Here is a 26738-nt window from a genome sequence, read left to right as displayed (position 1 = left end):
TTAAGGCTGTTTCGTTTTATGTTTCATCAGGAAGTCCATGTAGGTCGAGGACTCCGGAAACAGCTGCTTCTCGGACTCGAACTCCTGCATGGCCTGGGTATCGTTCCCGACACTCGCGTACAGCATGCCCAGTTGCGCATGAAATCCCGGCGGCGGCGTGTGCCCCTTGCCGCGGATGTCCTGGAGGGCCTTTTCCAGCGCCTCGATCTGCTCCTGCGGAGCCTTTTCTCCCTTGAGATAGTCGTACACGGCCGGCTGGTAGCCGGTCCACTGGTAAAGCGGCTGGGGGCGGTTCGCCGCGCATCCCGTGAGGAGCATGGCTGTCGCCATTACTGGCAGACAGATTCCCCGCATCATGCGGCTATGTTTCATCGTGAATCGCGTCATTATGTTTATTGCAGCTACGGTTGAAAGTGAATGGCCGCAATGGCCCGGCGCACTTACTGTGCGGCCTTCAGCGTGCCTGCATCGACCTGCTCGACCAGATGATTGACGGCCTCCTGAATCGCCAGATCGAGCACCTTGCCGTTCAGCGTCGAGTCGTAACCGGCGGTGCCGCCAAAGCCGATGACTTCACGGTTCGAAAGGCTGAATTCACCTGCCCCCTGGCTCGACGCCACGACTTCCGATGTCGTCGTGTCGACGACGTTCAGACTGACCTTTGCGTAGGCCACCTGACTCTTGCCACGGCCGAGGATGCCAAATAGCTGCCGGTCGCCAACCTCCTTGCGACCGAACTCCGTTACGTCGCCGGTGATGACGAAGCGCGCCCCCTTGATCGATTGTGCTTTTTTGAGGAAGCCTGCTTCCTGGCGGATTTCGTCGAGGTTGTCGCGATCGAGCACATTGAAGCGCCCAGTCTGCTGGAGCGCCGTAATCAGGATGGTTTTGGACTGACCACCCAGACGGTCAACGCCGTCCGAGAAGATGCCGCGCATATAGCTCGACCGGTTGTCGAACTTGCCGACTGAAATGCCGATGGGTTGGCCCACTGCTGGCTTCTGCGCACTGGCGACGGGAGGCACCGGCAGCGAGCGCGACGACTCGGTTGCACATCCGCCCAGCGCCACGACAACGGCAACAGCAACGGCTCCAAGACCATTCGTTTTCGATAACTTCATTTTGTTTTCCTCTTTGTTGAAACGCCGAAAACCCGGATAGCGTCGACGGGGTGAATTTCAGAATTGAGCGGTCAACTGGAAACCGAGCGTCACGCGCGCAGTGGGAAAATCTGACGGCTTGTAGATCGGCGTCCCGGCGAACAGGTCATAGGCGAGCGCGCCAGCCTTTGCTGATGCACTACCGCGCATTCCGAGCACCGCACCTGCCAGCTGTGTACCGGCGAGATATGTGGCGTTCGGTCCGAACACGTGCCCGTAGTCGATGCCTGCGTAAAGTGACTGTCCGGTCGATCCAACCGGTAGCTGCAACTCGTTGCGCCAGAAGAAACCGCGTTCGGCCGCGAGCATCGTTTCGCCGTCGAAGCCGCGCACCGTGTAGCGGCTGCCGATGGTCAGGTCATCGATATAGTTCAGCGTATTGTTCGTGAACTGGCCGTGCACGCTCGTCACGTAACGCAATGGCTGGCTTGCTATCCTGAACGGCACCGACAGGTTCGCGTCGAGGATGGCCATGCGGAAGCGGTAAGTCGGGCCATTCTCGTAGAAGTCTGGTGTCGCCCCGAGTCCGCCCACGCCCTGACGGTACGCGAGGCTGCCGTCGAACTGCGACGCGCCGAAGTAGTGGCGATCGGTCAGGCCGGCCTCGATGAACGTGTTGTTGCGCCGCTGCTGCGGGATGTCGGTGTCTTCAATGAAGCTTTCACCGAAGCGCTTCGTCAGGCGGAACTGCGCGCCAAGTACGTTGTTCTGGCTGCGCATGAGCACGCGCTGTAGCCTGAAGTCCGCCGTCTGTGCATTGCCGCTCGAAACGAAAGTCGCGTTAGCGCCCGCGATCTGCTGGTAGTACGTGTTCGTGTAGGCCGATAGCGTGCCGGTCCAGTAGCCCCACGGAATCGAATACGAGCCGTTCCAGCCGTGCGAACCGAGGCCTTTGTCGCCGAATTCGAGGTCCTGACTCACGCCGACGTTGAAAATGTCGTTCAGCCCGAGCGGATTGTCGATGCCAAGGCTCAGGTTGCCTTGCAGCTTGCCGGTGGCCCGCGTGCCCGAGTTGTCCACCGACGCAACCACCGTCCACGGCTTCGCGCGCTTTACCGTGACGACAACGTCGCTTTCGCCAGGTACGTCAGTGGGTTCGATTTTCATGTCCACGTCCTGACTGCTAACGCGCTTCATCTGTTCGAGTCCCTGTTCGAGGTCGCGTAGATTCAGCACGTTGCCGTTTTGCGTCGGGAATGCCGACTTCCATGTGCCGCGCGTGGCAGGATCGGCAAAGCGAACCTTGCCGATGACTCCCGGCACCAGCGCAAACTTCAGCGTCCCGGTTGACAGGTCCTGCTCGGGCAGCAGCACGCGCGTGGTGATGTCACCCCGGCTCAGGATGGTCTGTTGCAGTCCCTTCGTGAGCGTGTCGAGTCCCGCCTTGCCTACACATTGGCCCGTGTAGTGGTCAAGCCATTCGCGCGCGAACGCGAAGCGGTCCAAAGGCAATGCAGATGCGCCTTGCGAGCGGACGGCATCAGGTAGCGACACTGGCACGTCAAGCACGAACGAGTCAATGCGGAAGCACGGCGTTTCAACCGGCAGATCAGGCCAGCCAGAGGCGTGCTCAACCTTCGAACGCACCGAGGGCGCATTGACAGTGGCATTGCGTTCCTGCGCATTGCGTTGCTGCTCAACCTGCTGGTTCTGTTCGGCGCTGGCGCGTGCCGCCGCTGCGGTGTCGGCTGGCGTAGGCGCTTGTTGAGCGTTTGACGCGAACGATACCAAAGCCGTAAGCGGCAGCGCCGCCAGGCTCTTGCTGATTTCCATTGCTAAATAATTTTGTGATGCCTATATGGCCGCATCGCGAACCTTATATAGGGTTCGCGTGCGGTCAACAGCCGGGTGGATTTATCGAGGGGTGAATACCCTGTATAGCAAGTCAAAACCTGCCGCTTGAACTATCGACCTTGCTTGTTCAAAGAATCGAACTCCTGCGACCGACAAGGGATATTTCGAAACAAGCTCGATTTCACATCTGGCGCCCGTAGCATCGGGGTAGTTTTGATACAGCTCGCCGCCCTCTACGAACCGAAGGTAAGAATTGATCTTCTCTTGCAAAAGCCAAAGATGTTCCTTTTCTTCTTCGGGGTCATCCCATGCAAGATGGTCAGAAATTGCCAGGCGCGCGATCTTTTTAGCCGGATCAATACCGATAAAGTCAACTACGTTCGTTTCAGAAATCGACATTTACTTAGATTGACCCAATAAGGTCACTTGCCGGCAGTCGTCTCAGTAGTTCGCTTGAATCCGAACTGACTTCCTCTTTGCCAAAAGTGATTTTTACGTGACCGTCTTTGAGTATGGCCGACGACGAAGCAGGCAACGCCAGAAACGGAATTACTTCCGGCCGCTTGCTCGCGATTTCAAACAGTGACGCTAAACGTCCATCTCCAGAAGTATTCTCTTCAGTCGTGAACAGCCATCCTGAACCAGTGCCCTTCGGCGGATCGCGGAACATCTGAAAATTCTTCGCCTCCATGAAGTCGGGGGAGATGACTCCAGACTGTCTCAACGAGGGGAACGAAGGCTCTACACCCAACAGTTCCGCGACCCTCTTTTGAACGATCAATTGTCTGTACATTTTGCTTGCGCCGCGTTCCCAAACAATCGGAACCTCACTGAACCGAGGTTCCCAAACGTCCAGCTCACCAGTTTCAGTGGACTTCAGCATTAGCATCATCCAACCCATCTGAACGGTTTCTCCCGCCTTGAAGACAGTCCCCTGTCGAACTGCATCTTCAAAGTAAGAGAGTATCGGTTCTGCTCCGAACGCTGGACCGGATGGTAACGAGACTACGATATCGGGATGTCCGAAGAGTCCCCGAAAGTTCGTTTTCGCTTCAGTCATGATCTGATTTACGCGCCTATACGATGGATAACCGACTCAGATCAAGCAGATCGGGATTGGCGTTTTCAAGCGCATCTTCGAATCGGTTCCATCCGTGCTCTTTTACGAACAAGCATTCCGCTTCGATCAACGGGACGAGCCACACAATTACCGTCGGGATTGCGTCGCCATCGTAACAAACCAGCGGCTCAGGAAAAATGACCGGGCTCGTCGCATATATTGAATCCGCCGCCACCCCCGGTATCAGCGGAACACTTGGCCCGACTACGTCGCCGCGCAGTAATGGCCGCTTTTGGTCCCTGACATATGTGGCGAAGGTCAGCAGGAACGATGCGACATGTGCGGCTGGGTAGCTATCCCATGCAGCGAATATGAATTCCTGGCGGCAATACTTACCCTTGGGGAGCAAAACCTTGGATTCGCTTAGGCTAATAGTTGAGAACGTCGACGCACCCTTAAATGGTTGATTCGCGAAACGCACGACCTGCAGCACGTCACCAACGGCCGAATCGTCCTTCCAGCCTTCAGCGATAAAGCCAAGATTCGTTTCCAGATGTTCAATGAGTGTCATGTTATTGGCCTGCTGGATTCGCACCACGCGATTTCGGGCAAATAACGTGTCTCAACTGCATACGGCCTTCATGTTCGCGAGTGAGCCATCCAAATTGCTCGACATTGATCGGTTGCCCGCAGATGAAGCACTGGTTCGGCCATCCATGAGCACGCCAGTTTGCGATGTTCTGGAAGTCCGCTCCGTGTCCATATGCGGTCCACTCGTATCGAGACATACCTAGAAGCTCATGAACTGGAACAGTTCTGTTCATGTCTTCCAAAATCTCGCTGAGAATGTCTTCGGCATTCTCTTCCGTAATCTTCCCTTCAATCAGGTCTTGCAATACGTCGTACTTTTTCATGGCCTTAACGATTATTTAGCTTTCGACCAGGAACGGCATCCTTGTACAGTTCACCCGTCATCGGGTCCGCCGACCCCAAATGCACCCCTCGTTTGTTGTAGACCTCAATATCGTTATGAGTGTAGTCCCATTCATAGAGCAGCTTTCCATCAGTCTTTACGCCATTGCCTGCGTTACTCAGACCTTGCCAAATCGGGCTATCAGCTTTCGACGGATTAGCTTGGCGGCCGTTTTCTCCGTTGCCGCCAGCGTTCAACGTCGCGATGTCAGGTTGGTACGCCGCTGATCCAGCGCCCGCAACGAGCGCTTGGCCCGCGCCATTCGCTATCACCATCCCCGGACTAGCAGTAGGCGGCACGCCACCACCCACACCAACTATCGCATTCAAGCCGTTCGCAATGCCTTGCAGCGCCAGAGAGAACAGAGACGGAGACTTCTTCCCGAGGTCGCCCGTCAACGTACGCTCATCATCCATCGACTGGTTGTACAGTTGCACATTCGATGCCATCGCCGCGCCGGCCGTACCGCCGACGACAGCTCCACCGACGCCCGCTGCAATGTTGGCCGCGAGATTGCCGATCAGCTCCGATCCCGTCGCTGACGCTACACCCTTAGAGATATCGTTCAGCGAACCGGCCATCTTCGACGCCACGCCCGCGCCAGCAGCGCCTCCAATCGTGCTGAACGCGCTACCGCCACCGAGCCCACCAATCAGCGCACCGCCCGCAACGTGCAGTTCGGCGCGCGAATCACCACCCTCCTTCCAGTTGTTGTAGTCAGCCGCTGCTGCGGCCATGCCTTCGCTGTCGCCGCGATCGGACGCGGCCTTGTAGGCCGCCGCCGCTTCGTCGCGCTTCATATCCGCATACGCACCGATACCTTGCGACACCGCCTGACCCGCCGCCTGTGCAGCCTGCATCGTGTCGGCCTGCTGCGAAAGGATAGCGTTCACGTCCGGCGTTTTCGCAACCGTCCCGTTCGTGTTCGTCGTGTCGCGCGACAGGTTCGCAACGTCCTGCGTCTGGTCCGCGCCGTTCGTCAGGTTGATCGTACCCGCGCTGATCGCGCTGCGCGTCGTTGCGCTCTGGTCGCCGCTTTCGTTCTGCGAAATCATCGGCGACACGCCTGGATGGCCGCTCACCGAACCGGGGCCAACCGCCTTGCCGGTGTTACCTCCAAAGCCCACGCCCGCACTGATGCCGTTGCTGTTGGCGTCATAGTGGGACTGGTTCTGGATGTCGCTGAACGTGAGCGTGCCGGTCGTCAGGCTGTTCTGCGACGCGTCGGCCGTGCTCGATACCACACCGCCCGTCAGATCCGTGTTGCCCTTGACATTGATGTTGAATCCACCGTCCCCGGCATTTATCCCGGCCTGTTCGTTGACGCCTGCATAGTTCGAATCGGCATGGCCGTTCTGCGCGCTGAAGCTGGCGCTGCCACCGCCCTGGCTGATCGTGAATCCGCCGCTCGTGCTGCTCTGGTGCGCAGCGCTGTTCGTCACATCCTGCACACTCACGATATTCAGGTTGCCGCCCACGTCAGCCGCGATCTGCTTGCCGTTGATCTGCGAGCCGATGATGTTCGTGTCGCCGCCCGATATCACCGTGACGCTGTTCGCGCCGTTCACATGCGAAGCATTCTGGATTGACGCGTCGCTGTTCGCGTCGCCATGCGCGTTCGACATTGCAGCCGAAACGCCAAAGCCGCCGCCCAGCGTGTACTGCACGCCAACGCTTGCGCTGCTGGAACTGTTCGAGCTACGCGTCGAATCGGTGTCGGTCGTGTTAATGACGTTCACCTGGTTTTTCGCCGCCAGAATGACATCGTTCGCGCTAATGTTCGACCCGGCGATAGTCAGGTCGCCGTTCGTCGCCACGAATCCCGCCGTGCCGCCTGCCTGTACGCCGGAGCCGCGTTGCACCGTTTGATCTTCCGACGACTGGCTTTCGCTCTTGCTGGACCCGATGCTGACCTTGATGCCAATATCCGGCTTGCCGTCCGCTGTCACGCCCGCAGAGGTCAGGCCGGTCAAGGCAACGTCGCCCGCCGCCGCAATGCTATGCAGCGCAGCCGCACGTTCGTTGCCTGTGCTGGTCGAATTCTTCGCGGCCTGACTTTCCGAATACGCGTTGTTGATCGCATCACCGACCGAACCCGCCAGGCCAATCGTGAGGCCGCTGCTGCTCGTCTTCTGCGTCTGCGCCTGGTGCGATGTATCGGTGGCCGCGTCGATGATGACGTTGGCCGCCGTTCCGGCGAGGTTCCCACCTGCGACAAGATCGCTGCCCGTGACGTGCAGGGTGTTGCCCGCCTGAATCGACAGGTCGCCGTTCAGCGAGCCGATTGTGCTCGCGTTGTTCGTGACACTCGATGCCTCGTCGGTCGTCGCGAGTTTGTTGGTGCCGACCGTGACGCTCAACCCGCTTGTTCCCAGACCCGTTCGCGTCTCCTCATAGGTGCTGGACGACTGCATGGTGTCCTGTGACGTGGTGATCTTCACGTCATGCGCGGCACTGAGCGCGACATCGTTCGTCCCGACAATCGTGCTGCCCTTGACGTTGATGTCGTTGCCACTGGCGATAGTCACGGCGTCTGCGGAAACCATGCTGCCCTGCGAGAGCGTGGCGGTGGTGTTGCCCGAACTCGCCACTTCCTTGCCGCTTACGATATTGCTGTGGCTGTGCTGCTCCTGTTCGTTGTCGACGTGCGTTTCCGTTGCCGCACCGATGTTGACGTTACCGGCTGCGGCGAGCGTCGCGGTTCCCTGGTCGAGACTGATCGCGCTGCCCGTGACATTGATATCCTTGCCTGATACAACGGTCAGCGAATTGCCTGCATTGAGCGTCGTAGCCGTGAGCGTATCGTCCGAGCGGTGCGACGACTCCGAGTAACTGACGTGGCTATCGCTACCGGAACCGTTGCTGTCAACTGTTGAAGTTGATTTTGCCGCCTGCAAGTTCACATTGCCATTCGCAGCAAGTGTGCCGCCGCCCGCGAGATTAATGTTCGCGCCCGTCGCCGTCAGATCGCCGCCGACGCCAATCTGCGAAACGCCGCCAACGTTAATCGAACTACCCGTCGTCTGGTTGATGTCGGTATTCGACACCCCGTTCGCGCGCTCGACGATCTTGTGTTCGCCGGTCTGTACCGACCCAATATCGTAGTTCCCGCCCACGGCCATACCGAGGTTGCCGCCCACGTTCAGGTTGCCCGCGTTCTGCTCGACGTTGCCGCCCGTGACGATCACAGCATCGCCCGCCACGTTCAGGTTCGCAACAGGGCCGAGCGTCGTCGTGGTGCGCGTCGCACCCGTCGCGCTAACCTGATCAACGGTCTTGACCGCCGTGTTCAGCAACAGGTCGCCGCCCGCGTTCAGCGCGAGGCTGCCCGCGTTCACGGTGGCCGAGGTCAGGTCAACATTGCCGGTGGTCGCCAGCGACATCAGGCCGCCGCTTTGCAGCTTGCCGAACGCATTGTCGATCTGCTGGCCCTGGATCGACAGCGTATTGCCTGCCTGCATCGTGCCGCTATTCGTGAACGTCTGCGTGTTCTGAAGGTCGATGTCGGTCGCCGCGATTAGCGGTCCGTTCATGTCCTGCTGGCTGGCCTTCGCGAGATAGACGACGGGCACGAGTACCTGTTGCCCGTTGACGGTCTCGGTCTGCATGATGATCACGTTGCTCGTGAGCGCTGCCACCTGTTCAGCCGACAGGCTCATGCCGAGCGGCAGATCAAGCGACTTCGACAGCGACGCGCCCGCGTCGAGCATCGCCTGATACATCGACTGAAGGTCGGTGTACGGACCGAGTACCGCCTTGCCGGTGAGCGACGTAATCTGGTTCCGAACCAGTTGCTGTTCGTAGAATCCATCGCCCAGGCGCTTTTCCGTCGTCTGCGGATTCAGGCCAAGCTGTTGCAGGTAGTAGTCGCTCGATATGAACGTCTTCTGGTTCGTGAACGCCGGGTTGGTCTCGATCAGGTAGGTTGCACCCGGTGCGGTCGCGGGGCTGAACAGTCCGCCCTGGGGAATCGAGAGGTTTTGCAGCACGTTCTGCGCAGTCGCATTGGCAATGACCGGATTGACCATACTGCCGCCGCCATTGACCGAAGCTGCCCCGGCCTTCGTGCCATTCGCGTTGCCGCTCACGCCGCCGACAGTGACGCCGCCCAGCGACTGACCGGGGGCAAGACCGAGCGACGGAATGCCCGCGTTGCCCGCCGTGTTATCGATGTTCACGCCCGTGCCGGAAAGCGTTCCGCCCGCGACGAAGCTCGACTCGTAGCTCGGGAGCGCGTAAGAGCGGATATCAGCCGGTGCCGCCTGGGTATAGCCGCCCGGCCGTGAGCCAACAAACGGCGCATCGCCAAACGGTAGCGTCCAGTTGTGTTCGGTGTTGTCGTAGTTGTTGTAGTGGTAGTAGCCTGAGTACGTGACCTGCACTTCGGGCGCGCTCTGCCCCTGCCAGCTATTCTGGTCGAGCGTGATAGGCGCGGCGATATTGCCCACTGCCGCGACCGCGCTCCAGTAGTTCTGGAACAGGCCGACCTTCGACGCGTCCAGATTGCCGCCCGCCATGATTTGCGCCTGCGGACTGATGCCCGCAATCAGGTTCGCGAGTGCTTCGCCCGTATAGGTCGTGTACTGGTAGCCGCTATTCCACTGACCGCCGTGCGGCGGGATCGTGTACACACCGCCAATCATGGTCAGGAATGCCGGGTTATCCGGCTGGGAGATGCCCCAGCCTATGTCCTGACCGGAGCAGGCGGCCATGTCGACCGCCGTGCAGCCCGACAGGCTGATGCCGAGCTGCGCGAGCAGGGCCGGATCGACCGACTGATTCAGGCCCGTCGTGGTCATCGTCGTGCGCGTGTTCGTCACCTGAGCGGCGTGCAGTTCCATGTCGCCGGCCGACTCGATCAGCGCCGACTGGTTGCGGATCAGGCTAGCGTTCGTGTAACTGCCGTCCGCATTCTTTCCGCCCGCCAGTACCACCTTGCCAAGACCGTAAATCGCCGTCGTCGCCTGGGTGTCGGTCGTCGTCGTGTCGTCGCGGTTCTCGATGTCGTTCGACAGCAGTTCGAGCGTTCCGTTACTGTCCGTCGCGCCGATCAGCGCGGTTGACCCGACGTTCGTAATCGATTGCGTGGCGTTCAGCGAGACGCTGCCGCCGACCATCGTCCCTGTGTTCTCCAGCGTGTTCGAATGCGTCGCGAGAGTGCCGCCTGCCATCATGACGCCGCTATTCTGGACGTCGGTGGCATTGATGTTCAGGTTGTTCGCCGCCTCAACCAGCGCGCCATTGCTGAACGTGCCCGGCAGGGTAAAGGACAGGTCATGACCGGCGTTGAACTGCACATCTGGCGTGGGCACGAAATCGCCCTGAACGCTCACTGCAACGTCATTGGCCGCGCTGTAGGCACCGCCGCCCGTCAGCGTCGCGGCATTCACGGTAAGGTCATGCGTCGCGCCAATCTGGCCGTTCGCATTCGTCAGCGCGCCCGTCGTCGTGATTGCGACATCGCCATTCGAACCGGCAAGGTTGCCGATCTGGCCGCCGCTGTTGTCCACGATGTCCGCCTGAACCGCGAGGCTCGCGCCGCTCAGTTGACCGCCCTGCGTATTGGAGAGCGATGACGTGTCGACGGCCACGTTACCGTTGCCCGTCATCACGCCGCCACTGTTGACGGTCTGACTGCCGCCTTGCACGGTCATGTCGCCCGTGCCGAGATTGCTGACGAGACCGTTCGTGTTATTGACCGACGCGGCCTGAACGGCGAGCGTGCTCGCGTCGCCCGCCGCACCCGTGCCGGACTGGATCTGTCCGTTCATGTTCGTCAGCGTGCCGCTGCTGGAGAGAGACAACGACGAGAGAGAACGAACCGAGCCTTGCGTGTTGTTCAGGTCGCCCGCGATGTTCGCAGCGATATTGCCTTGTGCCGCGAGCACGCCATACAGGTTGTTCAGGCTTGCCGCCTGCACTGCGATCTGCCCCGCCGCAATGATCTGGCCGCCGATGTTCGAGAAAACGCCTGCGCCATAGCCGGGTGCGATTGTCAGCGTGCCCGTACCGGCATTGAGAATAGTACCGTAGTCGTTGACGAGCGCACCGGGCGCGAGCGTGAAGTCTACGCTGTTCGTTTGCAGCGTGCCGCCGTTTGAATTGTCGAACGTGCCGCTGATGCTGAAGCCCATCGACGACGGCCCATACTGCGTGATCGTGCCGCCGTGGTTCAGCAGGTCCGTCGCTTTCAGTGCGAGCTGGTTTCCCTCAATATCGCCGCCGCCATTGTCGAGCGTCGTGCCCGTCGTCAGCGTGAGGTCGGGCGCGACAATCGAGCCTCCGTCATTGGTCAGCGAGCCCGTGCTGATGGTTTCCTTCGTACCCGCACCGATCTGGCCGCCGTTATTGTTGAACGTGCCGCTCGTGATGTTCGTATCCGTGTTCGACAGCAGCTTGCCGTTCGTGTTGTCCAGTTCCCCGCCGACTGTTGCCGTCAGGCCGTTCTGTGCGATCACCGAACCCGATGCGTTATCGAGCGCGCCGCCCTGAATCGAGCCCTCGCCGTTCGTGGCAATCCTGCCGCCGACGTTGGATACTTCGCCAGCACCATTACCCGAATTGATCGACAGCTTGCCGGTCCCGGCATGCGTAATCGTGCCGCCATCGTTGTCGAGCGCGGCTGGTGCAAGAGTCAGGTCCGTGCTGTTGGTCTGGAGTGTGCCGCCTGCCGAGTTGTCAAGCGTGCCGGTCAGGTCGAGCGTCGTCGCGCCAGTTCCGGTCTGCGTGACCGTGCCGCCGTGGTTCACAAGGTTAGCGGCGTGCAGCGTGAACTGGTCGGCGCTGGTCGTCCCGCCGCTGTTGTCGAACGTCGCGGCGAGAAGTGTGAGCGCGCGGGCCGCGCCAAACTGGCCGGTGTTCGTCAGCGTCGTGCCGGCCGAAAGCGTCATGTTCGCATTGGTCGCGAACGTGCCGCTGTTGAACAGAGCCTGCACGGCCGACGCAATCAGGCTCTGGACCGCAGTGATAGACCCTGCATTGGCGACCTGTCCTGACTGGATGCTGACGTTCCCGTTGCCGCCGATAGCGCCGCCCGCGCCGTTGTTGAGCAGGCCGGTCGTCGTGATGGCAACGCCGTCTGCGTTTAGCGACGCGACGGTTCCGCCCGAGTTATCGAGCGAACCACTCGACGAAGAAAGCGCGCCTGCGGCCTGCATCGTGCCGCCCTGGTTATTGATTGCGCCCGTAACGGACTCGGTCAGCGTGCCACCCGAAACGATCTGGCCATTGTGGTTCGAGAGTGCGCCCGCAGTGATGGTTTGCGCACCACCCGACGACATTGCGCCGTTGTCGTTCGTGAGCGTACCGGCCGCACGCGCGTCAAGCGCTCCGCCCGCCGTCGCGGTTGCGCCCGACAGGTTCAGGTCACCGCTGTTCGCAGCGAGTGAAAGCGCGCCGTTCGCCGACGTGCGACTGCCAGCGAGATTCACGCCGCTGCCTGAGAGCGACGCACTACCACCTGCGACATTCTGGCCATTGGCGTTCAACTGGCCGGATGCCGTTACGTCCAGGTCGCCGGTCTGCGCGAGAGAGCCGTCGCCGTTCACGCCCGCCGCGAGCGTGCCAGTCGAAGTCACCGAGCCAGCGCTCAGGGAAGTATTCTGCTGCGCGGCAACCATGCCGCTGTTCGTGACCGTACCGCTGGCCGAGAGCGTCGCGCTTTGCTGCGCGTAAGTCGTGCCACTGTTCTGGATATCGCCGCCGGTTGCGGCAAGATTGCCGCTTGCGCTCGTCTTGCCGGTGAGAGCTAACAGACCGTTCGATTGCAGCGTCAGGTCGCCCGCCTGCGCGGCGATCACGCCCTGGTTCGAAACACCTACGCCATACTCGTTGCTCGCCAGAAAAATCCGCCCGCTGTACATCCCTCCCAGCTGGCTCACATCAATCGAGACGGCTGGTGCGGGTCCGTCGCCTGCGATCGGCGTGAACGCAAGTGAGTCGTGACCGATCTGGTTTGCGCCCGTGATAACATTCAGGCTCTTTCCGGCGTACACCTCCGCATTGACCTGCACCGCGCGGGCCAGGAGGTCAACCTGGTCCACAGTCGAACCGTCGAGTCCCGCGCCTTGCACGGTGATGTTGCCGCCCCTTACACTAAAACCGGTGAGCGAACCATCGGGTGCGAAGTTCGGCGTACCGGTCGTCAGAATGGCACGCGAGGTATTCAGAAAGCCGCCGCCATTCACCGAAATGCCGGAGCCGTTAGCGATCACCACCTCTGCGCGTTGCCCTGCAACTTCGAGATGGCCGTTGATCTGACTCGCCGCGCTGCTGTTGACCTGGTTCAGGATGATGCGCGCGGCCTGGTTCGCCCCGAAGTTCGCGTTGCCATTGATCTGCCCGGCCTGCTGCGTGCCGGTGATAACGGGCGAATTATTGAGAATTGCGCCGTTTTTCTGTACGTCGAACTGTCCGTATGTATTTACGGATACACCAGCCGAAGACGGACGGTTAATGTCAACCTGTGGCAGACCATTCTGTGTCTGGATCACGGACGGCGCATGGGTACCACCCGGCACAATCTGCGCATGGGCGAGCATCGGGGCAAACAACGCGCCGCCCAGCCCCACCAGCACGGCAAATGCCACAGGGTGCAGCGCGAACCGGAAAGCATGCCGCCCGCTCGATTGAGCGATATGTGCCGCGCCTGCTACTTCTTCCTGATCGGTCTTGCGTGCGCCGCTCGCCGTTTCCTCAACCGCGACCAGCATACCTCTACATTGGCTGAAAACCAGCCTGAACATGTTCTTATTCATTCTGTGTAGCGTATTTTTTGACGTGTCGAAAATACCTCAAGCCACTGCTCGAGTAAGTCAAAGATTGTCAGCGTGTGCAGAGCAACAACGAAAACTGAAAACAAGATCTATCTGATGGACGCGTACGACAACATATGCAATCACAATATGCAAAACGAATAGACGTCTGCTTATCGCCGTGCAATTGAAAAAGGCGGCATCAAGCCGCCTTCATTGGATTGCTGACAGAGCCAGTTAGTGCTTCGTCGTGGTAGTGCCAGGAGTCGCAAGTCTGTCCTCAGCGCTTCGCGCGGCATCGGCCAGCAGGTCTGCCGCATCGCGGGCGGTGAGACGACGGTTCGGAATACCCTTGGCGTCGAGCGCCAGAACCGTGAACAGTTCATGATCGCAATTGTTCATGCGCCTGTAGTCCTCGCCGATATGGATCATGACCTCAAGCGGATTCCGCTGATCGCTTAGTCTCTAGTTCCAAGTGCAACACCTTGAATGAGGTAGGGTGTTGCGATAAAGAAGAACTACAAGCATTTGAGTGCGGAAGAACGCGCGGCGATCATGATCGAACATCAAAAGGGCGGCAGCATAAGAACTATTGCGGGGCTGCTGGGGCGCAGCGCTTCGACGGTGTCGCGCGAACTGGCGCGTAATTGCAGCGTGGACGCGCCGCGCTACTGTGCGACGCAGGCGGCCTCGGCCTATCGGCTGCGTCGTCGGCGCTGCGTACGGCCGCGCAAGTTGATCGAAGGCAGCGCGCTTTATCGGCATGTGCATGATCACCTGGTCTACTGGCGCTGGTCGCCGCAGCAAATCGCTGCCAAACTGCGGGCCATGTATCCAGACGACCCAAGTCAGCACGTCAGCCACGAGACGGTCTACGCTGCCATTTACACTTATGCACGTGGCTCGCTGAAACCGGCCATGGTCGCAGCCTTGCGCCAAGAAAAACCGGCGCGCGGAAATCGGCGCACGACGCTTGCTGGCGGCAGCTATGTTCCCGAGGACTTGCGCATCCAATATCGCCCCGAGCAGATCGAGCAACGGCTGTTGCCGGGGCACTGGGAGGGCGACTTTCTTTAAGAAGAACTTAATGGGTGTCGAAGCTGCAATCAATCGTGACGTGAAGGTCTTTCTGCATCAGTACGAATACGACGCCCTCGTATCAGTGCTTTTTAATACGGGTGAGAACCACAGCAGGATTGACGCATGGTATCCAGAAACTCGGTGTCATCATCTCGCCGGGTACCTCAACCGGGGGGAGTACCAAAAAATGGGGGACGTAATTCGATCTTTCATCGCGCAACGAGTGCCAAAGCGCCGAAAATCCGAAGCAAAGCTATTTGAAACGGGTATGTACGATGCGAGCCACTAATATTGCGATTCTTCTTTTCTTGGCATCTTCGCCAGCATATCCGTCAAGCTCGATCTATGGCTCTGCGTTCGACCACACGAAAGCCACGCCGACTAGTCAATACTTCGCCGGCAAAACTGAAGAACAAATCCAACGATTTTGCAAGAATGATGCCGTTGCAACAATGGACGTTTCGGCTTGCGCTCAACACGATTTCGAGCGCGTTACACAGACGCTCGAAAAGAAAGTATCCGCAATAGAGCGGATCATGGCTGACGGCGACAAGGAACTTCGGACGCGTGGCGAACCCGAGGCACTTCCCTATTTTCGGAGAGGACAGGAGAACTGGAAGCTCTATCGCGACAACGAATGTTATGCAGACGTGTATGAGGTTGGACAGGCATCGTTGCGATTCGTCGAGTTTTGGGACTGCATGACTAGAATTACCAGGAACCGGCTTGATGAACTGACAAAGCCAATTAATGAGTAAGCCTGGTAAAACGAGTGCTAATCACTAACGGGCGCAACCCCGCTTGCCACGAATGCGCGCGATGGCCTCGACCAACGAATCAGGCTGGATAATGTCGTGACGGTTTGCCGTGCTCAGGACAGCTTCCACGAAGTGAAACATGGCGGCGCCCGGCCGCCGCGCTTCAATATGATCCGCCCCGCCAAGCACCACTACTTCCACGCATACCTCATCCCCACCCAGAACCCCCTCGGCGCACCCGGCCCGACGAACTGCTCGTTGACCGGCGCCGTGCCGTTGAACGTATTGCCCGGTCCGGTAAAGAAGTTCTCCCCGAGCGCGCCGAAGCTCGCATAGCGCTTGTCGAGCAGGTTCGACACCGACGCGAACACCTGCAACTGTTTCGTCACCTGGTAGCTGGTGTCCATATCGATCAACAGATAGCCGGAGATCTTGCCGTTCACGTCCTGGTTGTTCTCGTCGCCCTGCGCGTAGATGCTGCCGCGCCACGTCAGATTCGTGCCGATTCGCCATTTCGCGGTGGCCGCGTAATCGAGCCGCAGCTTGACGGTCGTCGCCGGAATGCTCGGGATGTGATCGCCGGGATGCACGGTGATGTTGCCGTTCGCGTCGGCGCTCGAGTTGCTGGGGCTGCTTTCGACCCATGTCGACTGGTAGGTCGCATTGACGTAGCTATAGCTGCCGGTCACCGTGAACGGACCATACTTCGTCTGCCCAGCCAGTTCGACGCCTTGCCGGCGCGTGCGCCCGACGTTCTGGAAAAACCCCTGCGAACTGCCCGCGCCGGTGCTGCTGATGAACTCGATGTCGTTGTCGAGCGTCGTGCTGTAGGCAGCCGCGCTCCATGTCGTGTTGCCGCCGATCCTGCCGCGCGCGCCGACTTCATAGGTCTTCGAAATGACCGGCTGCAACGACGGATCGGAGATGAAGTCGTTCGGCAGCGAACACGGCGCGTTCGGATCGGCGCAGGCCAGCTCGATCGCGGTCGGCGAGCGCATGCCCTCGTTGTAGGTCGCGTAGGCGGTGAGCGCCGGCGCCGGATTCCAGTTGATGCCGACCGCCGGATTGAAGCGCGAGAACGTATGGTGGCCGTCGAGCTGCGGCTGCGTGCCGGATTCGTCGCCGATCGTCGCATCGGCCCAGTTGTAGCGGCCCGACAGCGTCAGCGACCACTGCGGCGTCAGCGACAGCGTGTCGGTCAGGTAGATGCCGTAGTTCGTGTTGTGCGTGTTCGCGTTGGTCTGCTGTGCGAAATTCCCGATGCCGACCGTCGCGCGCGAATCGGTAAACGTCGCGTCCTGCGACGACTGCGTGAAGCGCGAGTCGGCGGCGTCGACGGCCATGCCCGCGATGAACTGGTTCTGCATGCCGCCGAGCTTGCCGAGCAGCGTCAGTTGCAGGCTCGCGCCGTAGCTGTCGGTCGTCACGGTGGACTGTACGTTGGTCGCCTGCAACGTGTCGACGGTGCCGTCGGGATTGATCGTGCCGTAGTCGTTGTTGACGTTGCTGCTGGTGTTGGCATTGCGAAAGTGCCGGTAGTACGCGTTGCCGCTCAGTTCGACGTTGTCGTTGAAGTAATGATCGCCCGACAGCGTCAGATAGCCGGCGCTGTTCTGATTCTGATCGGGATACGTGTACGGTTGCCTGGGGTTACCGAGGAACGAGCGCGGAATGGTTTGCGCGCCGTGCAGATCGTTGTCCGCGCCGCCGGCCGATAACGACAGCGTCGTGTCGGCGTCGGTATAGCGCAGCTTGCCGAACGCCTGGCGGATGCGGCTCTCGTTCTGCTCGGCCCAGCCGTTGTCGTTCGCGGCGTTGGCGGTGAAGTAGTAGTCGAGGTTCTGGCCGATCGTGCCGCCCTGTTCGATCTGCGCGGCCTTGCGTCCCCACGAGCCGCCCTGAATTTCGGCCTCGCCGACCGGGTTGTCCTTGCCGTTTTTCGTCGTGATCGACAGCGCGCCGCCGAGCGTATTGAAGCCGAAAGTCGGATTGGAGCCGGGGATCAGCTGCATCGTGTCGATCGCCTGTTGCGGCAGCAGGTCCCAGTTCACGACGTCGCCGAACGGTTCGTTCACGCGCACGCCGTCGACGAATACCGACAAACCTTGCGGCGTGCCCAGCAGCGGCGACGCGGTGAAGCCGCGATAGAACAGGTTCATCTGATACGGGTTGCCCTGCGCGTCGGAGATCGTGACGCTAGGCAGATTCGCCGCGAGGTAGTCGCTGAGTGTCTGGCGGCCCTGCCGTTGGATATCGGCCGCGTGGACCGTCTGCACGTTGGCCGGCACCAGCGTGAGCGGCGTGCCGATGCCGAGCAGCGGCGTGGTGCCTACGACGACGATCGGCGCGAGGGTCGTGGTGGGTGTCGTGTTGCTGTTGGCGTTGTCGTCGGCTGTGCCGGAAGAGGCAGCGGAAGAGGCAGCGGAAGACGCCGAGGCCGGCGCCGACGCCGCGACTGGCGGCTCCGCCTGCGCCCATACGCTCGTGGACAGACCGGCGAGCGCGCCGCCGACGCAGAAGGTGATGCCGGCACGCCGCTGAAGCCGGCGTTTGCGGCGTGCTTGTGATCGCATGCTCATCGTTATTGTCTCCTGCCGGCTTGATTTGTACGCGTGTCGCGCGTTGTTTGACCTTGGTGTAAAGCTTCGCATACGCGTCTGTAAGACGCGCGGGAGCTTTTCCCGATCTGCCGGGGAAGCGTTCCCAAACTCGCGCAAAACCCGCTGCGTGTGCCGGCGCTGAGTAGAATGCAAGCGTCATGTCAAGCGAACCGATCCATTCCTCTTCCGCTGACCGAGCGCCGCCATCGTCGCCGATATGGCGCGACCTCGGCTGGGTCGTCGCCGTGACCGTGCTCGCGGCGGTGCTCGGCGCCGCCTTCGATCTCAGCGAGAAGGTCTACCGGTTCACGCGTGGCATGGAGCGCTTCCAGCTCGACGAGTTGCCGGGCGCGCTGTTCGTGCTGTCGATCGCGCTCGCGTGGTTCGCGTGGCGCCGCTATCGCGATGCGCGCCGCGAACTGCGCCATCGCCGCATGCTCGAGGAACAGGCCGAACGGCTGCTCGCCGACAACCGGCGCCTTGCCAGTCAGGCGCTGCAGGCGCAGGAACTGGAGCGCCGCCATCTGGCGCGCGAGCTGCACGACGAGCTGGGTCAATACCTGAACGCGATCTCGCTCGACGCGGCGCGCATCCGCGATCTATCGGGCGAGCGCGAGCCGGAAATTCATCGCATCGCGCTTGGGCTGATGCAGAGCGCGACGCATGTGTACCGCGAGATCGGCGGCATGATCCGCCGCCTGCGGCCGATCGGTCTCGACGAATTCGGCTTGCCGAGCGCGCTCGAACATTGCGTCGACGGCTGGCGCGAGCGCTTGCCCGAGGCGTCGTTCTCGATGACGATCGAAGGGGATTTCAGCGGCCTCAGCGATGCGTTGACGATCACGCTGTACCGGCTCGTGCAGGAAGGACTGACGAATGTGTCGAAGTTCGCGCGCCGCTCGCGCGTCGAACTGTTCATGGTGCGCGCGCCGCGCGAACACAACGGCGCGCAGATCGACGAGATCGTCGTGACGATGGCCGACGACGGCCCCGGCACCGATCTGACCAGGCCGCGCAGCGGGCTCGGGCTGATCGGCATGCGCGAACGCGTCGAGGCGCTCGGCGGCGAATTTCACATCGCGAGCGAGCCGCAGCGCGGTTTTCTGTTCTGCGCGCGCGTGCCCGCTCAGGCGGGGCTGGCCGAGCCCGTGAACTGAAGCCCGAGGCGGCTTGCCATCTGCGCAAGTTGTACGCCGTTGTCGGCGCCGAACTTCTGCCGGATCACCGATTGGTGGTTGGCCACCGTTTTCTGACTCAAGCCCAGCTTTTCGGCGATGCTCGGCAGCGTATAGCCCTGCACGAGCAGCCGCAGCACCTCGAACTCGCGCGCCGACAACTGACGCCCCGGCGGCCCTTCGTTGAACGCGGTGCGCAGCGCGAGCGCCTGCGAGATGTCCGGGCTCAGGTAGCGGGCACGCCGCGCGATCGAGCGCACCGCTTCGACCAGCACGTCGGGCGCGCTCGCCTTGGTCACGTAGCCGAGCGCGCCCGCGTCGAGCGCGCGCCGCACGAAGATCGATTCCTCGTGCACGCTGAAGATCAGCACGCGCGCGTCCGGTTCGCGCGCGAGCATGCGCCGCATCGCTTCGATGCCGCTTGCGCCCGGCAGCGCCACATCCATCACGACCACGTCGGGCCGCAGCGCGCAAAAACGCTGGTAGGCCTGCGCGGCGTCGCCCGCTTCGCCGCGCACCTCGACGTCGGCATTCAGTTCGAGCAGACGCCGGTAGCCTTCGCGCACGACCGCATGGTCGTCGACGAGCAGAACGGAGATGGTGTCGGCACTCATGATTGGACTCCGGGTGACGCCCGGTTATCGCCGCCGGCGTCGGGCTCGCGGGCAGCGGCCGCGAACTTGCGTGAGTTGGCGTCGTTGCGGAACAGGATCGGCTGTTCGCGGGCCGCTGCTGTCGCCCCGGTTGCGGATGCAGATCCCGATGCTGCACGCCGCACGATCTTGACCACGGTGTCGTGAAACGGCGACTTGTCGCAGACGGGGTCGGCGTTGGCCGCGTCGCCGGTCAGCAGGAAGGCCTGGCAGCGGCAGCCGCCGAGGTCGAGGTCCTTTTCATCGCAGCTGCGGCACGGCTCCTTCATCCACCGCAAACCCCGAAAGCGGTTGAACGCGTCGCTGTCGTACCAGATCTCGCGCAACGGCATGTCCTTCACGTTCGGCAGCGTCAGGCCGGGCAGGCCGCGCGCCGCGTGACACGGCAGCGCGGCGCCGTCGGGCGCGACGCCGAGGAACACCGCGCCCCAGCCGTTCATGCAGCGCTTCGGACGGCGCTCGAAGTAGTCGGGCACGACGAAGAAGATCTTGCAGCGCTCGCCATGCGTGCGGCGATAGCGCGCGACCACCGCTTCGGCTTCTTCGAGCTGCTGTTGCGTCGGCATCAGTTGCGCCTGGTTCTCGCGCGCCCAGCCGTAGAACTGCGTGTTCGCCAGCTCCAGATATTCGGCGCCGAGAGCCAATGCCATCTCGATGATCTTGTCGACATGCGGCAGGTTGTAGCGATGCAGCACGCAGTTCATCACCATCGGAAAGCCGTGCCGCTTGAGCGCGACGGCGACGCGCTGCTTCAGTTCGAAGGTGCGCGTGCTGCTCAGGAAGTCGTTCAACTGCTGCGTCGAATCCTGGAAGGACAGCTGGATGTGATCGAGCCCGGCGGCCTTCAGATCGCCGAGGCGCTGATCGGTGAGACCGACGCCCGACGTGATCAGGTTCGTGTAGAAGCCGAGCCTGTGCGCTTCTTCGACGAGTACTTCGACGTCGTCGCGCACCAGCGGCTCGCCGCCCGAAAAGCCGAGCTGCACCGCGCCGAGCGCGCGCGCCTCGCGCAGCACGTCGAGCCATTGCCCGGTGGTCAGTTCGCGGTTGTGATCGGTGTAGTCGAGCGGGTTGTAGCAGAACGCGCAATGCAGCGGACAGCGATAGGTCAGCTCCGCGAGCAGCCACAGCGGCGGCGGCACGACGGCGGCCGCGTCGCTTTGCACTTGCGCGCCGGGTTGAGAGGCAGGTTGAGAAAGATCGGTCATCGCGCTACTCCAGCCAGCCGCGCCCATGCGCGTCGGCGATGAAGGCCCGCACCTCGCTGCCGATGCCGGTCGTGTTGAACGCCTGTTCGAGCTCGGCGATCAGCGTATCGATGTCGCGTGTGCCGTCGCAGCGCTTGAGGATTTCTCCCGCGCTTTGATTGAGCTTCACCATGCCCTCCGGGTACAGCAGCACGTGCGCGTTCTGCGCGGGCTCCCATTGCAGGCGGAATGGCTTCGCGATCGCGAGCGGCGTGGCGGGGTCGGCGCGTGTCGAGTCGTTCATTGCGGAAATGCCTTCTCGATCGCGTCGAGCATGGTCCACAGAATGTCGAGCTTGAACTGCAGGATGTCGAGCGCCCGTTCCTGCTGATCGCGTCGCGTGAAATGGGCAAGCGTGACCTCGAGTCCGTGCTGCACATCGCGCTGCGCGAGTGAGATGCGCGAACGGAAATACGCGAGGCCCTCCGCTTCGATCCACGGATAGTGCTCGGGCCAGCTCGCGAGCCGGTCGCGATGCACCTGCGGCGCGAACATTTCGGTCAGCGACGAGCACACTGCTTCCTGCCACGGCGCGCGGCGCGCGAAATTCACATACGCATCGACGGCGAAGCGCACGCCCGGCGTCACGTGTTCGAGCGACCACAGTTCGTCGCGTGTAAGGCCGACCGCATCCGCGAGACGCGCCCAGGCTTCGATGCCGCCTTCCGCGCCATCGTAGCCGTCGTGATCGAGGATGCGCAGCACCCAGCGGCGGCGCGTCTCGCGGTCCGGACAGTTCGACAGCACGGCCGCATCCTTCAGCGGAATGTTGATCTGGTAGTAGAAGCGGTTCGCGACCCAGCCGCGAATCTGCTCGCGCGAGCAGCCGCCGCTATTCATCTTCACGTTGAACGGATGGTGGATGTGATAGGCGGTGCCCTTCGCGCGCAACTGCGCCTCGAATTCTTCACGGCTCCAGGCGGGTCGGTCGATGCCTTGAGTTCCCGTGGTACTCGCGTCGCGTGTTGGTGTCGTGTCCTGAATGTCTTTCGCGTTCATGCCGTCTCCGTTTTATCGTCGTTCACAGCCGCGCCTCGTTACCGCATCGCTCCGTACTCTTCACTGCGCGCCTCAAAGCTCGAAGCTCATTGCGTCGTACGCGACCTCGATGCCATGCTCGCCCAGCATGCGCCGCTCGGGGCCGTCTTCGATCAGGATCGGATTCGTATTGTTGATATGGATCAGCACTTTGCGTTTCGCGCCGAGCGAATCGAGCGTTTCGATCATGCCGCCCGCGCCGCTCTGCGGCAGATGGCCCATATCCGCCGAGGTCTTCTTCGACAGGCCGAGGCGGATCATTTCGTCGCCGGTCCACAGCGTGCCGTCGACGAGTAGCAGATCGGCCTCGCGCATCGCCGCCAGCACGTGCGGCTCGATCGCGCCGAGCCCCGGCGCGTAGAACACGCGCCGGCCCGATTGCAGGTTCGTCAGCACGAGACCGATGTTGTCGCCGCGCTCCGGCGCATCGCGATGCGGCGAGTACGGCGGCGCCTTGCTCGACAGCGGCAGCGCGTCGATGCGGATGCCGGGCAGCGCGTCGACGGCGAGCGGCGCGCCGTCGAGCGCGATCCGGCGGTGCTCGACTCCGCAGTAGTGCGACAGGATCGGCGCGACCGGAAAGCCGGAGCGGAGGTCTTGCCAGACCGCATCGGTCGCGTATAGCGGCAGCGGGGTGTCGCGTTCGCGCAGCATCAAGAGGCCGGTCACGTGGTCGATCTGCGCGTCGATCACGAGCACCGCGGCGATGCCGCTGTCGCGCGCGCGCCGCGCGGGTTGAAGTTCGGGATGTGCGGCGATCTGCGCGAGCAGATCGGGCGATGCATTGACGAGCAGCCAGTCCTCGCCATTCGCGCTGACCGCGATCGACGACTGCGTGCGGCGCGTCGCCTTCACCGTGCCGCGACGCACTCCGTCGCAATTGCGGCAATTGCAGTTCCACTGCGGAAAGCCGCCGCCAGCCGACGAGCCGAGTACCTTGATCTTCATGCCGCGCGACGCATGCTGCTGCGCCCCTCTTCGACGGTGGGAGTGAACATCGCGGTGAGCGCCTGCGCGACGCATGCATGCAACGCGGGGTCGCTCGTCAGATGACCCGCCGCGCTGACAGACTCGACGCGCGCCGACGGAACCGCGCGCGACAGACGTCGCAGATTGCCGCGCGGACACACCGGATCGCGCGCACCATGCACGGCCGCAATCGATACCCCGGCCGCCGCCGCGCGGCGCGCGAGCGACAGCAAACCCGTCTCGCCGAGCCAGCAGCGATGCGCGAGGTAGTGCGCCTGAATCCGGTATTTGCCGATCAGCTTGCGCACGTGGCGTTGGGATTCGCGTGGGTTTCGCAGGTTCGCACGTCGTTGTGCGGCGCCTCGCGGCGATGCGCTCGCGAGCACCGCGTTTTCATAGCCGCGCCAGGCCAGCGCGAGCGCGCGTTGCCGCGCTTCATTCGCGCCGTATTGCAAGGTGTCGCCGCAACGCGCGGCCAGTGCCGCGGGCTGCTCGCAGCGAGCAGCGGCACGCAGTCTCGACCACGCACGCGGCGCACGCTTGCGTGACGCGATGAACAAACCGCGCACTTCGCGCGCGGACGTCAGGAACAGGCCGCGCAGCACGACGCCCGTCACCGACCGCGGACACTGCCCCGCATAAGCGAGCGCGAGCGCCGCGCCCCACGATCCGCCGAGCACGCCCCAGCGCGCGAAGCCGAGCCGCGCGCGAATCGCTTCGAGATCGGCGATCAGATAGTCGGTGCGGTTGTGGCGCACGCTGCCGTGCGGCGTCGAGGCACCGGTGCCGCGCTGGTCGATCAGCACGACGCGAAAGCGCTGCAGATCGAACAGCCGCAGCACGCCGGGCTGACTGCCGCTGCCTGGGCCGCCGTGCAGCACCGCGACCGGCACGCCGTCGCGCGCGCCGGCCAGCGCATACCACACGCGATGACCATCGCGCGTGCGCAGCGTATGGACTTCGAGCGCGGCGGCTGCCTGCGTGTGGCGCGATAAGCCTCGCATCGTCATGGCAGCATCCTCGCGAGCAGGTTGTCGCGATCGATCCACTGATGCTTGAACGCGCCCGCCACGTGCAGCACGATCAGCGCAATCAGCGCGAAGCCGATGGCGTGGTGAAGGCCGAAGAACAGCGCGCGCAGATGCGCGTCGTCCCAGCCCCACTTCGGCAGCAGGATGCCCCAGAAGCGCGTGCCGTAGGTGTTGAACGACGAGCCGAGATACCCGGCAAGCGGCATCGCCACCATGCCGACATATAAAAGACCCTGCGTAGTGCGCGCGGCGGCGCGTTGCCACGGTGGCATCGGCGGCAGCGGAGGCCGGTGAAGGACCAGCCGCGCGACGATGCGCAAAAGCACCAGCAGGAAAACCGTCATTCCGAGCGACTTGTGCAGATTGATCAGCGTCGCCTTGACGGGCAAGCCCTTCGGCAAGCCGACCATATAAAGCCCGAGTGCGAGCAGCCCGACGATGCCGAGCGCGATCAGCCAGTGCAGCGCGATCAGCAGCCCGGCATAGCGCGGGCCGCCGGCGCTGGCATTTGCGTTGACGTCGATATCAGGCTTCGCGTTTGCAGAATCCGCTGTCCTCATGCCCTGTCTCCATGCAACATCGTTGCGGGACGTTTCTTTTTTGCCGAACACCGTTTCAGTCGCGGCTGACATAGCTGGTTCAGCCGGCGATCAGTATTTCACCGCGGCCGTCGACCGCGAGGTCGCCCGTGAAACGGACCGGCAGACGGTCCGCGCGCCACTGCGAAAACGGCGCGATTTCGGCCGTGAGACTGCGTATGAGCAATGACCAGAATACGTCGAAACCGTGTCCGCCGCCGGTGAAAGTAGGGGGCGGCAGTGGCTCTGGCCGTTGCGCGAGCAGGAGCGTGCCACGCCTCATTGCATAGGCATAATGCGCGCCCAGTTGCCCCGCCACGCCGACGGTTCCCGCCACCAGCCGCGACGCCGCGAAGTCGCCCGCGTTGCCGCCGACCAGCACGAGGCCGCGGCGCATCCGGTCGGCGAGCCGCGCGCCGGCGTTGCCGTGGATCGTCAGCGTGCCGCCGCTCATGCCTTCCATATCGCCCGTCAGTGCGCCGGCGGCGAAGTCGCCGCTGTCGCCGCGCACCGTCACGCGTCCGCCGCGCATTTCGCAGCCGGTGAAATGCCCCGCGTCGCCGTCGATTTCAAGCAAGCCGCCGCTCATTCTGAAGCCGCTGTAGTCGCCGACCGAGCCGCGCGCGACGAGCCGTCCGCCGTCCATCTGCGCGCCGAGCCGGTCCAGCCACCGCGCGGCGCCGTCGATCAGCAGCGTGGCCATGTCGTCGCCGGACGCAGGCGCGTCGTCGCGCGAAACCTCGAAGACGTCGCCGACCACGCAGCGCTCGTTGCCCGCCGGCAGCACGATGCGCTCGATCTCGGCCACGCTCATGCTGGCCAGCGCCGCGGGTGACAGCGCTGCGGCATCGACGCGAAAGCCGGGTGGTGTCTTCACGCGCAACGTGGTCGTGCTCATGCGTGACTCCCATTGAGCCCCGCCGCCAGTTCGTGCAGATGAAAGTGGTACGGCCCGAGCTTGCCGCCGTAGTTGCCCGCCGAAATGCGCAGCACGCCGGCCGCGCGGCCGAGTCCGGCGGCCGCGCCGATCCCGGCCGTCATCGCCGCGCCGACGTCGGCGTCGGTCAGACCGTCGATGACGATCTCCAGCACGCAGCCAACGTCCGCGCTCAACTCGCTGCGCCGCGCGAGGCCGATCAGGCTCGGGCAGAACGCGTCGTTGGTCGACGCGGTCGCGCCCGCGTATTTCGAGCCGATCTTCGAGCCCGAGCGCACGATGCCGCCGGGAAACGGCATGATCACGTTCGGCAGCCGGCGCATCGCGGCGACCGCGGCTTCGGCCGCCGCGAGCGCGGCGCCCAGGTCGCGCGCGAGCAGCAGCAGGTTGCCGCCGCCGACGGCCTTGACCGTCGTCGCCATGTCTTCGCAGACGAACTCGCCGTCCATCACCGGCACGCGCCAGTAACGCGTGGGTCCGTTCCCCGCGTCGATCATCTTCGCGATCTGCCAGCCGTCGCCGAAAAAGCGCAGCCCGCTGCCGAGCGGCGCCGGGTCCGACAGCGGCGCGCGGCTCGTGGCCGGATCGATGCCGCCGTAGACGGCCGTGCTCGGACAGGTGAGCACGCACTGGCCGACGCGCCGTCCGATCTGCTTCGCGAGCTCCTTCGACGACACCGCGAACAACAGCACCGCGACGCCGGGCCGGCCGTCGGGCGTGGCAGCGGGCGCGAGCGCACGCTCGACGCCCGCCTCGCAGCCGCAACCGATCACCGAGGTCGCGAAGCCCGCCAGCGAGTTCGCCGCGTGCATCGCCCACGTCGGCGTGTGCGCGGTGATCACGAGCCGGGTCGCCTTCATCGGAAAGGCTTCGGCGAAGGTCGCGTCGATCGCGGTGCCGTTGATGTCGAGTGGGGCGGGAGCGTTCATCGT

23 protein-coding genes are annotated in these 26738 nt (G+C 62.6%); 4 read left to right on the top strand and 19 right to left on the bottom strand.

Features of this window, described 5'->3' with window-relative positions:
* The 9 genes from F6X37_RS12360 to F6X37_RS12320 form a co-directional block, all read right to left on the bottom strand.
* Nucleotides 1-372: a DUF4810 domain-containing protein gene (locus F6X37_RS12360; protein ID WP_262419872.1), complete on the bottom strand. Its 372-nt coding sequence runs from the start codon at nucleotides 370-372 to the stop codon at nucleotides 1-3.
* Between the two features lie 68 nt (nucleotides 373-440).
* Entirely contained in the window at nucleotides 441-1121 is a 681-nt protein-coding gene (locus F6X37_RS12355; RefSeq protein ID WP_184061842.1) for a CsgG/HfaB family protein, read from the bottom strand.
* A 57-nt stretch (nucleotides 1122-1178) separates the two neighbouring features.
* On the bottom strand, nucleotides 1179-2933 hold the full coding sequence (locus tag F6X37_RS12350) for a ShlB/FhaC/HecB family hemolysin secretion/activation protein (RefSeq protein ID WP_187611491.1): 1755 nt from the start codon (nucleotides 2931-2933) through the stop codon (nucleotides 1179-1181).
* Nucleotides 2934-3014: 81 nt separating this feature from the next.
* Nucleotides 3015-3353 carry a DUF6572 domain-containing protein gene (locus tag F6X37_RS12345; RefSeq protein ID WP_187611490.1) on the bottom strand — a complete coding sequence of 113 codons (339 nt, stop codon included), beginning with the start codon at nucleotides 3351-3353 and terminating at the stop codon, nucleotides 3015-3017.
* A 4-nt stretch (nucleotides 3354-3357) separates the two neighbouring features.
* Complete coding sequence (locus F6X37_RS12340; RefSeq protein WP_187611489.1) at nucleotides 3358-4014, bottom strand: hypothetical protein; 657 nt, start codon at nucleotides 4012-4014, stop codon at nucleotides 3358-3360.
* A 16-nt stretch (nucleotides 4015-4030) separates the two neighbouring features.
* Nucleotides 4031-4585 (bottom strand): suppressor of fused domain protein, encoded by a 555-nt coding sequence (locus F6X37_RS12335; RefSeq protein ID WP_187611488.1) that lies wholly within the window; start codon nucleotides 4583-4585, stop codon nucleotides 4031-4033.
* A gap of 1 nt (nucleotide 4586) precedes the next feature.
* Entirely contained in the window at nucleotides 4587-4928 is a 342-nt protein-coding gene (locus F6X37_RS12330) for a hypothetical protein (RefSeq protein ID WP_187611487.1), read from the bottom strand.
* A 4-nt stretch (nucleotides 4929-4932) separates the two neighbouring features.
* Nucleotides 4933-13743: a hemagglutinin repeat-containing protein gene (locus F6X37_RS12325; protein ID WP_187611486.1), complete on the bottom strand. Its 8811-nt coding sequence runs from the start codon at nucleotides 13741-13743 to the stop codon at nucleotides 4933-4935.
* 234 nt (nucleotides 13744-13977) lie between these two features.
* The gene (locus F6X37_RS12320; RefSeq protein WP_187611485.1) at nucleotides 13978-14172 is read right to left on the bottom strand and encodes a hypothetical protein; all 195 of its coding nucleotides are present in this window, start codon (nucleotides 14170-14172) and stop codon (nucleotides 13978-13980) included.
* A gap of 96 nt (nucleotides 14173-14268) precedes the next feature.
* Here F6X37_RS12320 and F6X37_RS12315 point away from each other — a divergent pair, with 96 nt between their 5' ends.
* From F6X37_RS12315 to F6X37_RS12310, 3 genes are read left to right on the top strand one after another with little or no spacing between them, the layout of a single operon-like run.
* Entirely contained in the window at nucleotides 14269-14817 is a 549-nt protein-coding gene (locus tag F6X37_RS12315) for an IS30 family transposase (protein WP_262419871.1), read from the top strand.
* Entirely contained in the window at nucleotides 14729-15109 is a 381-nt protein-coding gene (locus F6X37_RS37935; RefSeq protein ID WP_410451260.1) for a lysozyme, read from the top strand. The genes F6X37_RS12315 and F6X37_RS37935 overlap by 89 nt, the downstream gene beginning before the upstream one ends.
* Nucleotides 15096-15578 (top strand): lysozyme inhibitor LprI family protein, encoded by a 483-nt coding sequence (locus tag F6X37_RS12310; protein WP_187611484.1) that lies wholly within the window; start codon nucleotides 15096-15098, stop codon nucleotides 15576-15578. Before F6X37_RS37935 ends, F6X37_RS12310 begins: the two co-directional genes overlap by 14 nt.
* Nucleotides 15579-15769: 191 nt before the next feature.
* On the opposite strand, the gene F6X37_RS12300 is transcribed toward F6X37_RS12310, so the two are convergent.
* Complete coding sequence (locus F6X37_RS12300; RefSeq protein WP_187611483.1) at nucleotides 15770-18157, bottom strand: TonB-dependent receptor; 2388 nt, start codon at nucleotides 18155-18157, stop codon at nucleotides 15770-15772.
* A 179-nt stretch (nucleotides 18158-18336) separates the two neighbouring features.
* On the opposite strand from F6X37_RS12300, the gene F6X37_RS12295 reads away from it, so the two are divergent.
* Nucleotides 18337-19335: a histidine kinase gene (locus F6X37_RS12295; protein ID WP_187611482.1), complete on the top strand. Its 999-nt coding sequence runs from the start codon at nucleotides 18337-18339 to the stop codon at nucleotides 19333-19335.
* Here F6X37_RS12295 and F6X37_RS12290 read toward each other — a convergent pair.
* From F6X37_RS12290 to fhcD, 9 genes are all read right to left on the bottom strand, one after another.
* Complete coding sequence (locus tag F6X37_RS12290; RefSeq protein WP_187611481.1) at nucleotides 19305-19967, bottom strand: response regulator transcription factor; 663 nt, start codon at nucleotides 19965-19967, stop codon at nucleotides 19305-19307. The genes F6X37_RS12295 and F6X37_RS12290 overlap by 31 nt on opposite strands.
* Nucleotides 19964-21214 carry a pyrroloquinoline quinone biosynthesis protein PqqE gene (gene pqqE, locus F6X37_RS12285; RefSeq protein ID WP_187611480.1) on the bottom strand — a complete coding sequence of 417 codons (1251 nt, stop codon included), beginning with the start codon at nucleotides 21212-21214 and terminating at the stop codon, nucleotides 19964-19966. The genes F6X37_RS12290 and pqqE overlap by 4 nt, the downstream gene beginning before the upstream one ends.
* Nucleotides 21215-21218: 4 nt before the next feature.
* Nucleotides 21219-21497 (bottom strand): pyrroloquinoline quinone biosynthesis peptide chaperone PqqD, encoded by a 279-nt coding sequence (gene pqqD, locus F6X37_RS12280; protein ID WP_187611479.1) that lies wholly within the window; start codon nucleotides 21495-21497, stop codon nucleotides 21219-21221.
* Nucleotides 21494-22252, bottom strand: coding sequence for a pyrroloquinoline-quinone synthase PqqC (pqqC, locus tag F6X37_RS12275; RefSeq protein ID WP_090809035.1), 759 nt, complete (start codon nucleotides 22250-22252; stop codon nucleotides 21494-21496). The genes pqqD and pqqC overlap by 4 nt, the downstream gene beginning before the upstream one ends.
* Nucleotides 22253-22324: 72 nt before the next feature.
* Nucleotides 22325-23239: a pyrroloquinoline quinone biosynthesis protein PqqB gene (gene pqqB / locus F6X37_RS12270; protein WP_184052047.1), complete on the bottom strand. Its 915-nt coding sequence runs from the start codon at nucleotides 23237-23239 to the stop codon at nucleotides 22325-22327.
* Nucleotides 23236-24270, bottom strand: coding sequence for an alpha/beta fold hydrolase (locus tag F6X37_RS12265; protein ID WP_187611478.1), 1035 nt, complete (start codon nucleotides 24268-24270; stop codon nucleotides 23236-23238). Before F6X37_RS12265 ends, pqqB begins: the two co-directional genes overlap by 4 nt.
* A complete protein-coding gene (locus tag F6X37_RS12260; RefSeq protein ID WP_410451257.1) occupies nucleotides 24267-24851 on the bottom strand; it encodes a cytochrome b in 585 nt (194 codons plus the stop codon). The genes F6X37_RS12265 and F6X37_RS12260 overlap by 4 nt, the downstream gene beginning before the upstream one ends.
* Before the next feature lie 79 nt (nucleotides 24852-24930).
* Nucleotides 24931-25767: a formylmethanofuran dehydrogenase subunit C gene (locus tag F6X37_RS12255; RefSeq protein ID WP_187611477.1), complete on the bottom strand. Its 837-nt coding sequence runs from the start codon at nucleotides 25765-25767 to the stop codon at nucleotides 24931-24933.
* The gene (fhcD, locus tag F6X37_RS12250; protein WP_187611476.1) at nucleotides 25764-26735 is read right to left on the bottom strand and encodes a formylmethanofuran--tetrahydromethanopterin N-formyltransferase; all 972 of its coding nucleotides are present in this window, start codon (nucleotides 26733-26735) and stop codon (nucleotides 25764-25766) included. The genes F6X37_RS12255 and fhcD overlap by 4 nt, the downstream gene beginning before the upstream one ends.
* Nucleotides 26736-26738: the final 3 nt, after the last annotated feature.

The organism is Paraburkholderia sp. 31.1 (genome assembly GCF_014397645.1).
Lineage (GTDB): Bacteria > Pseudomonadota > Gammaproteobacteria > Burkholderiales > Burkholderiaceae > Paraburkholderia > Paraburkholderia tuberum.
Note: the sequence above shows the minus strand (reverse complement) of the source record. Positions and strands in the feature narration are given on the sequence as shown.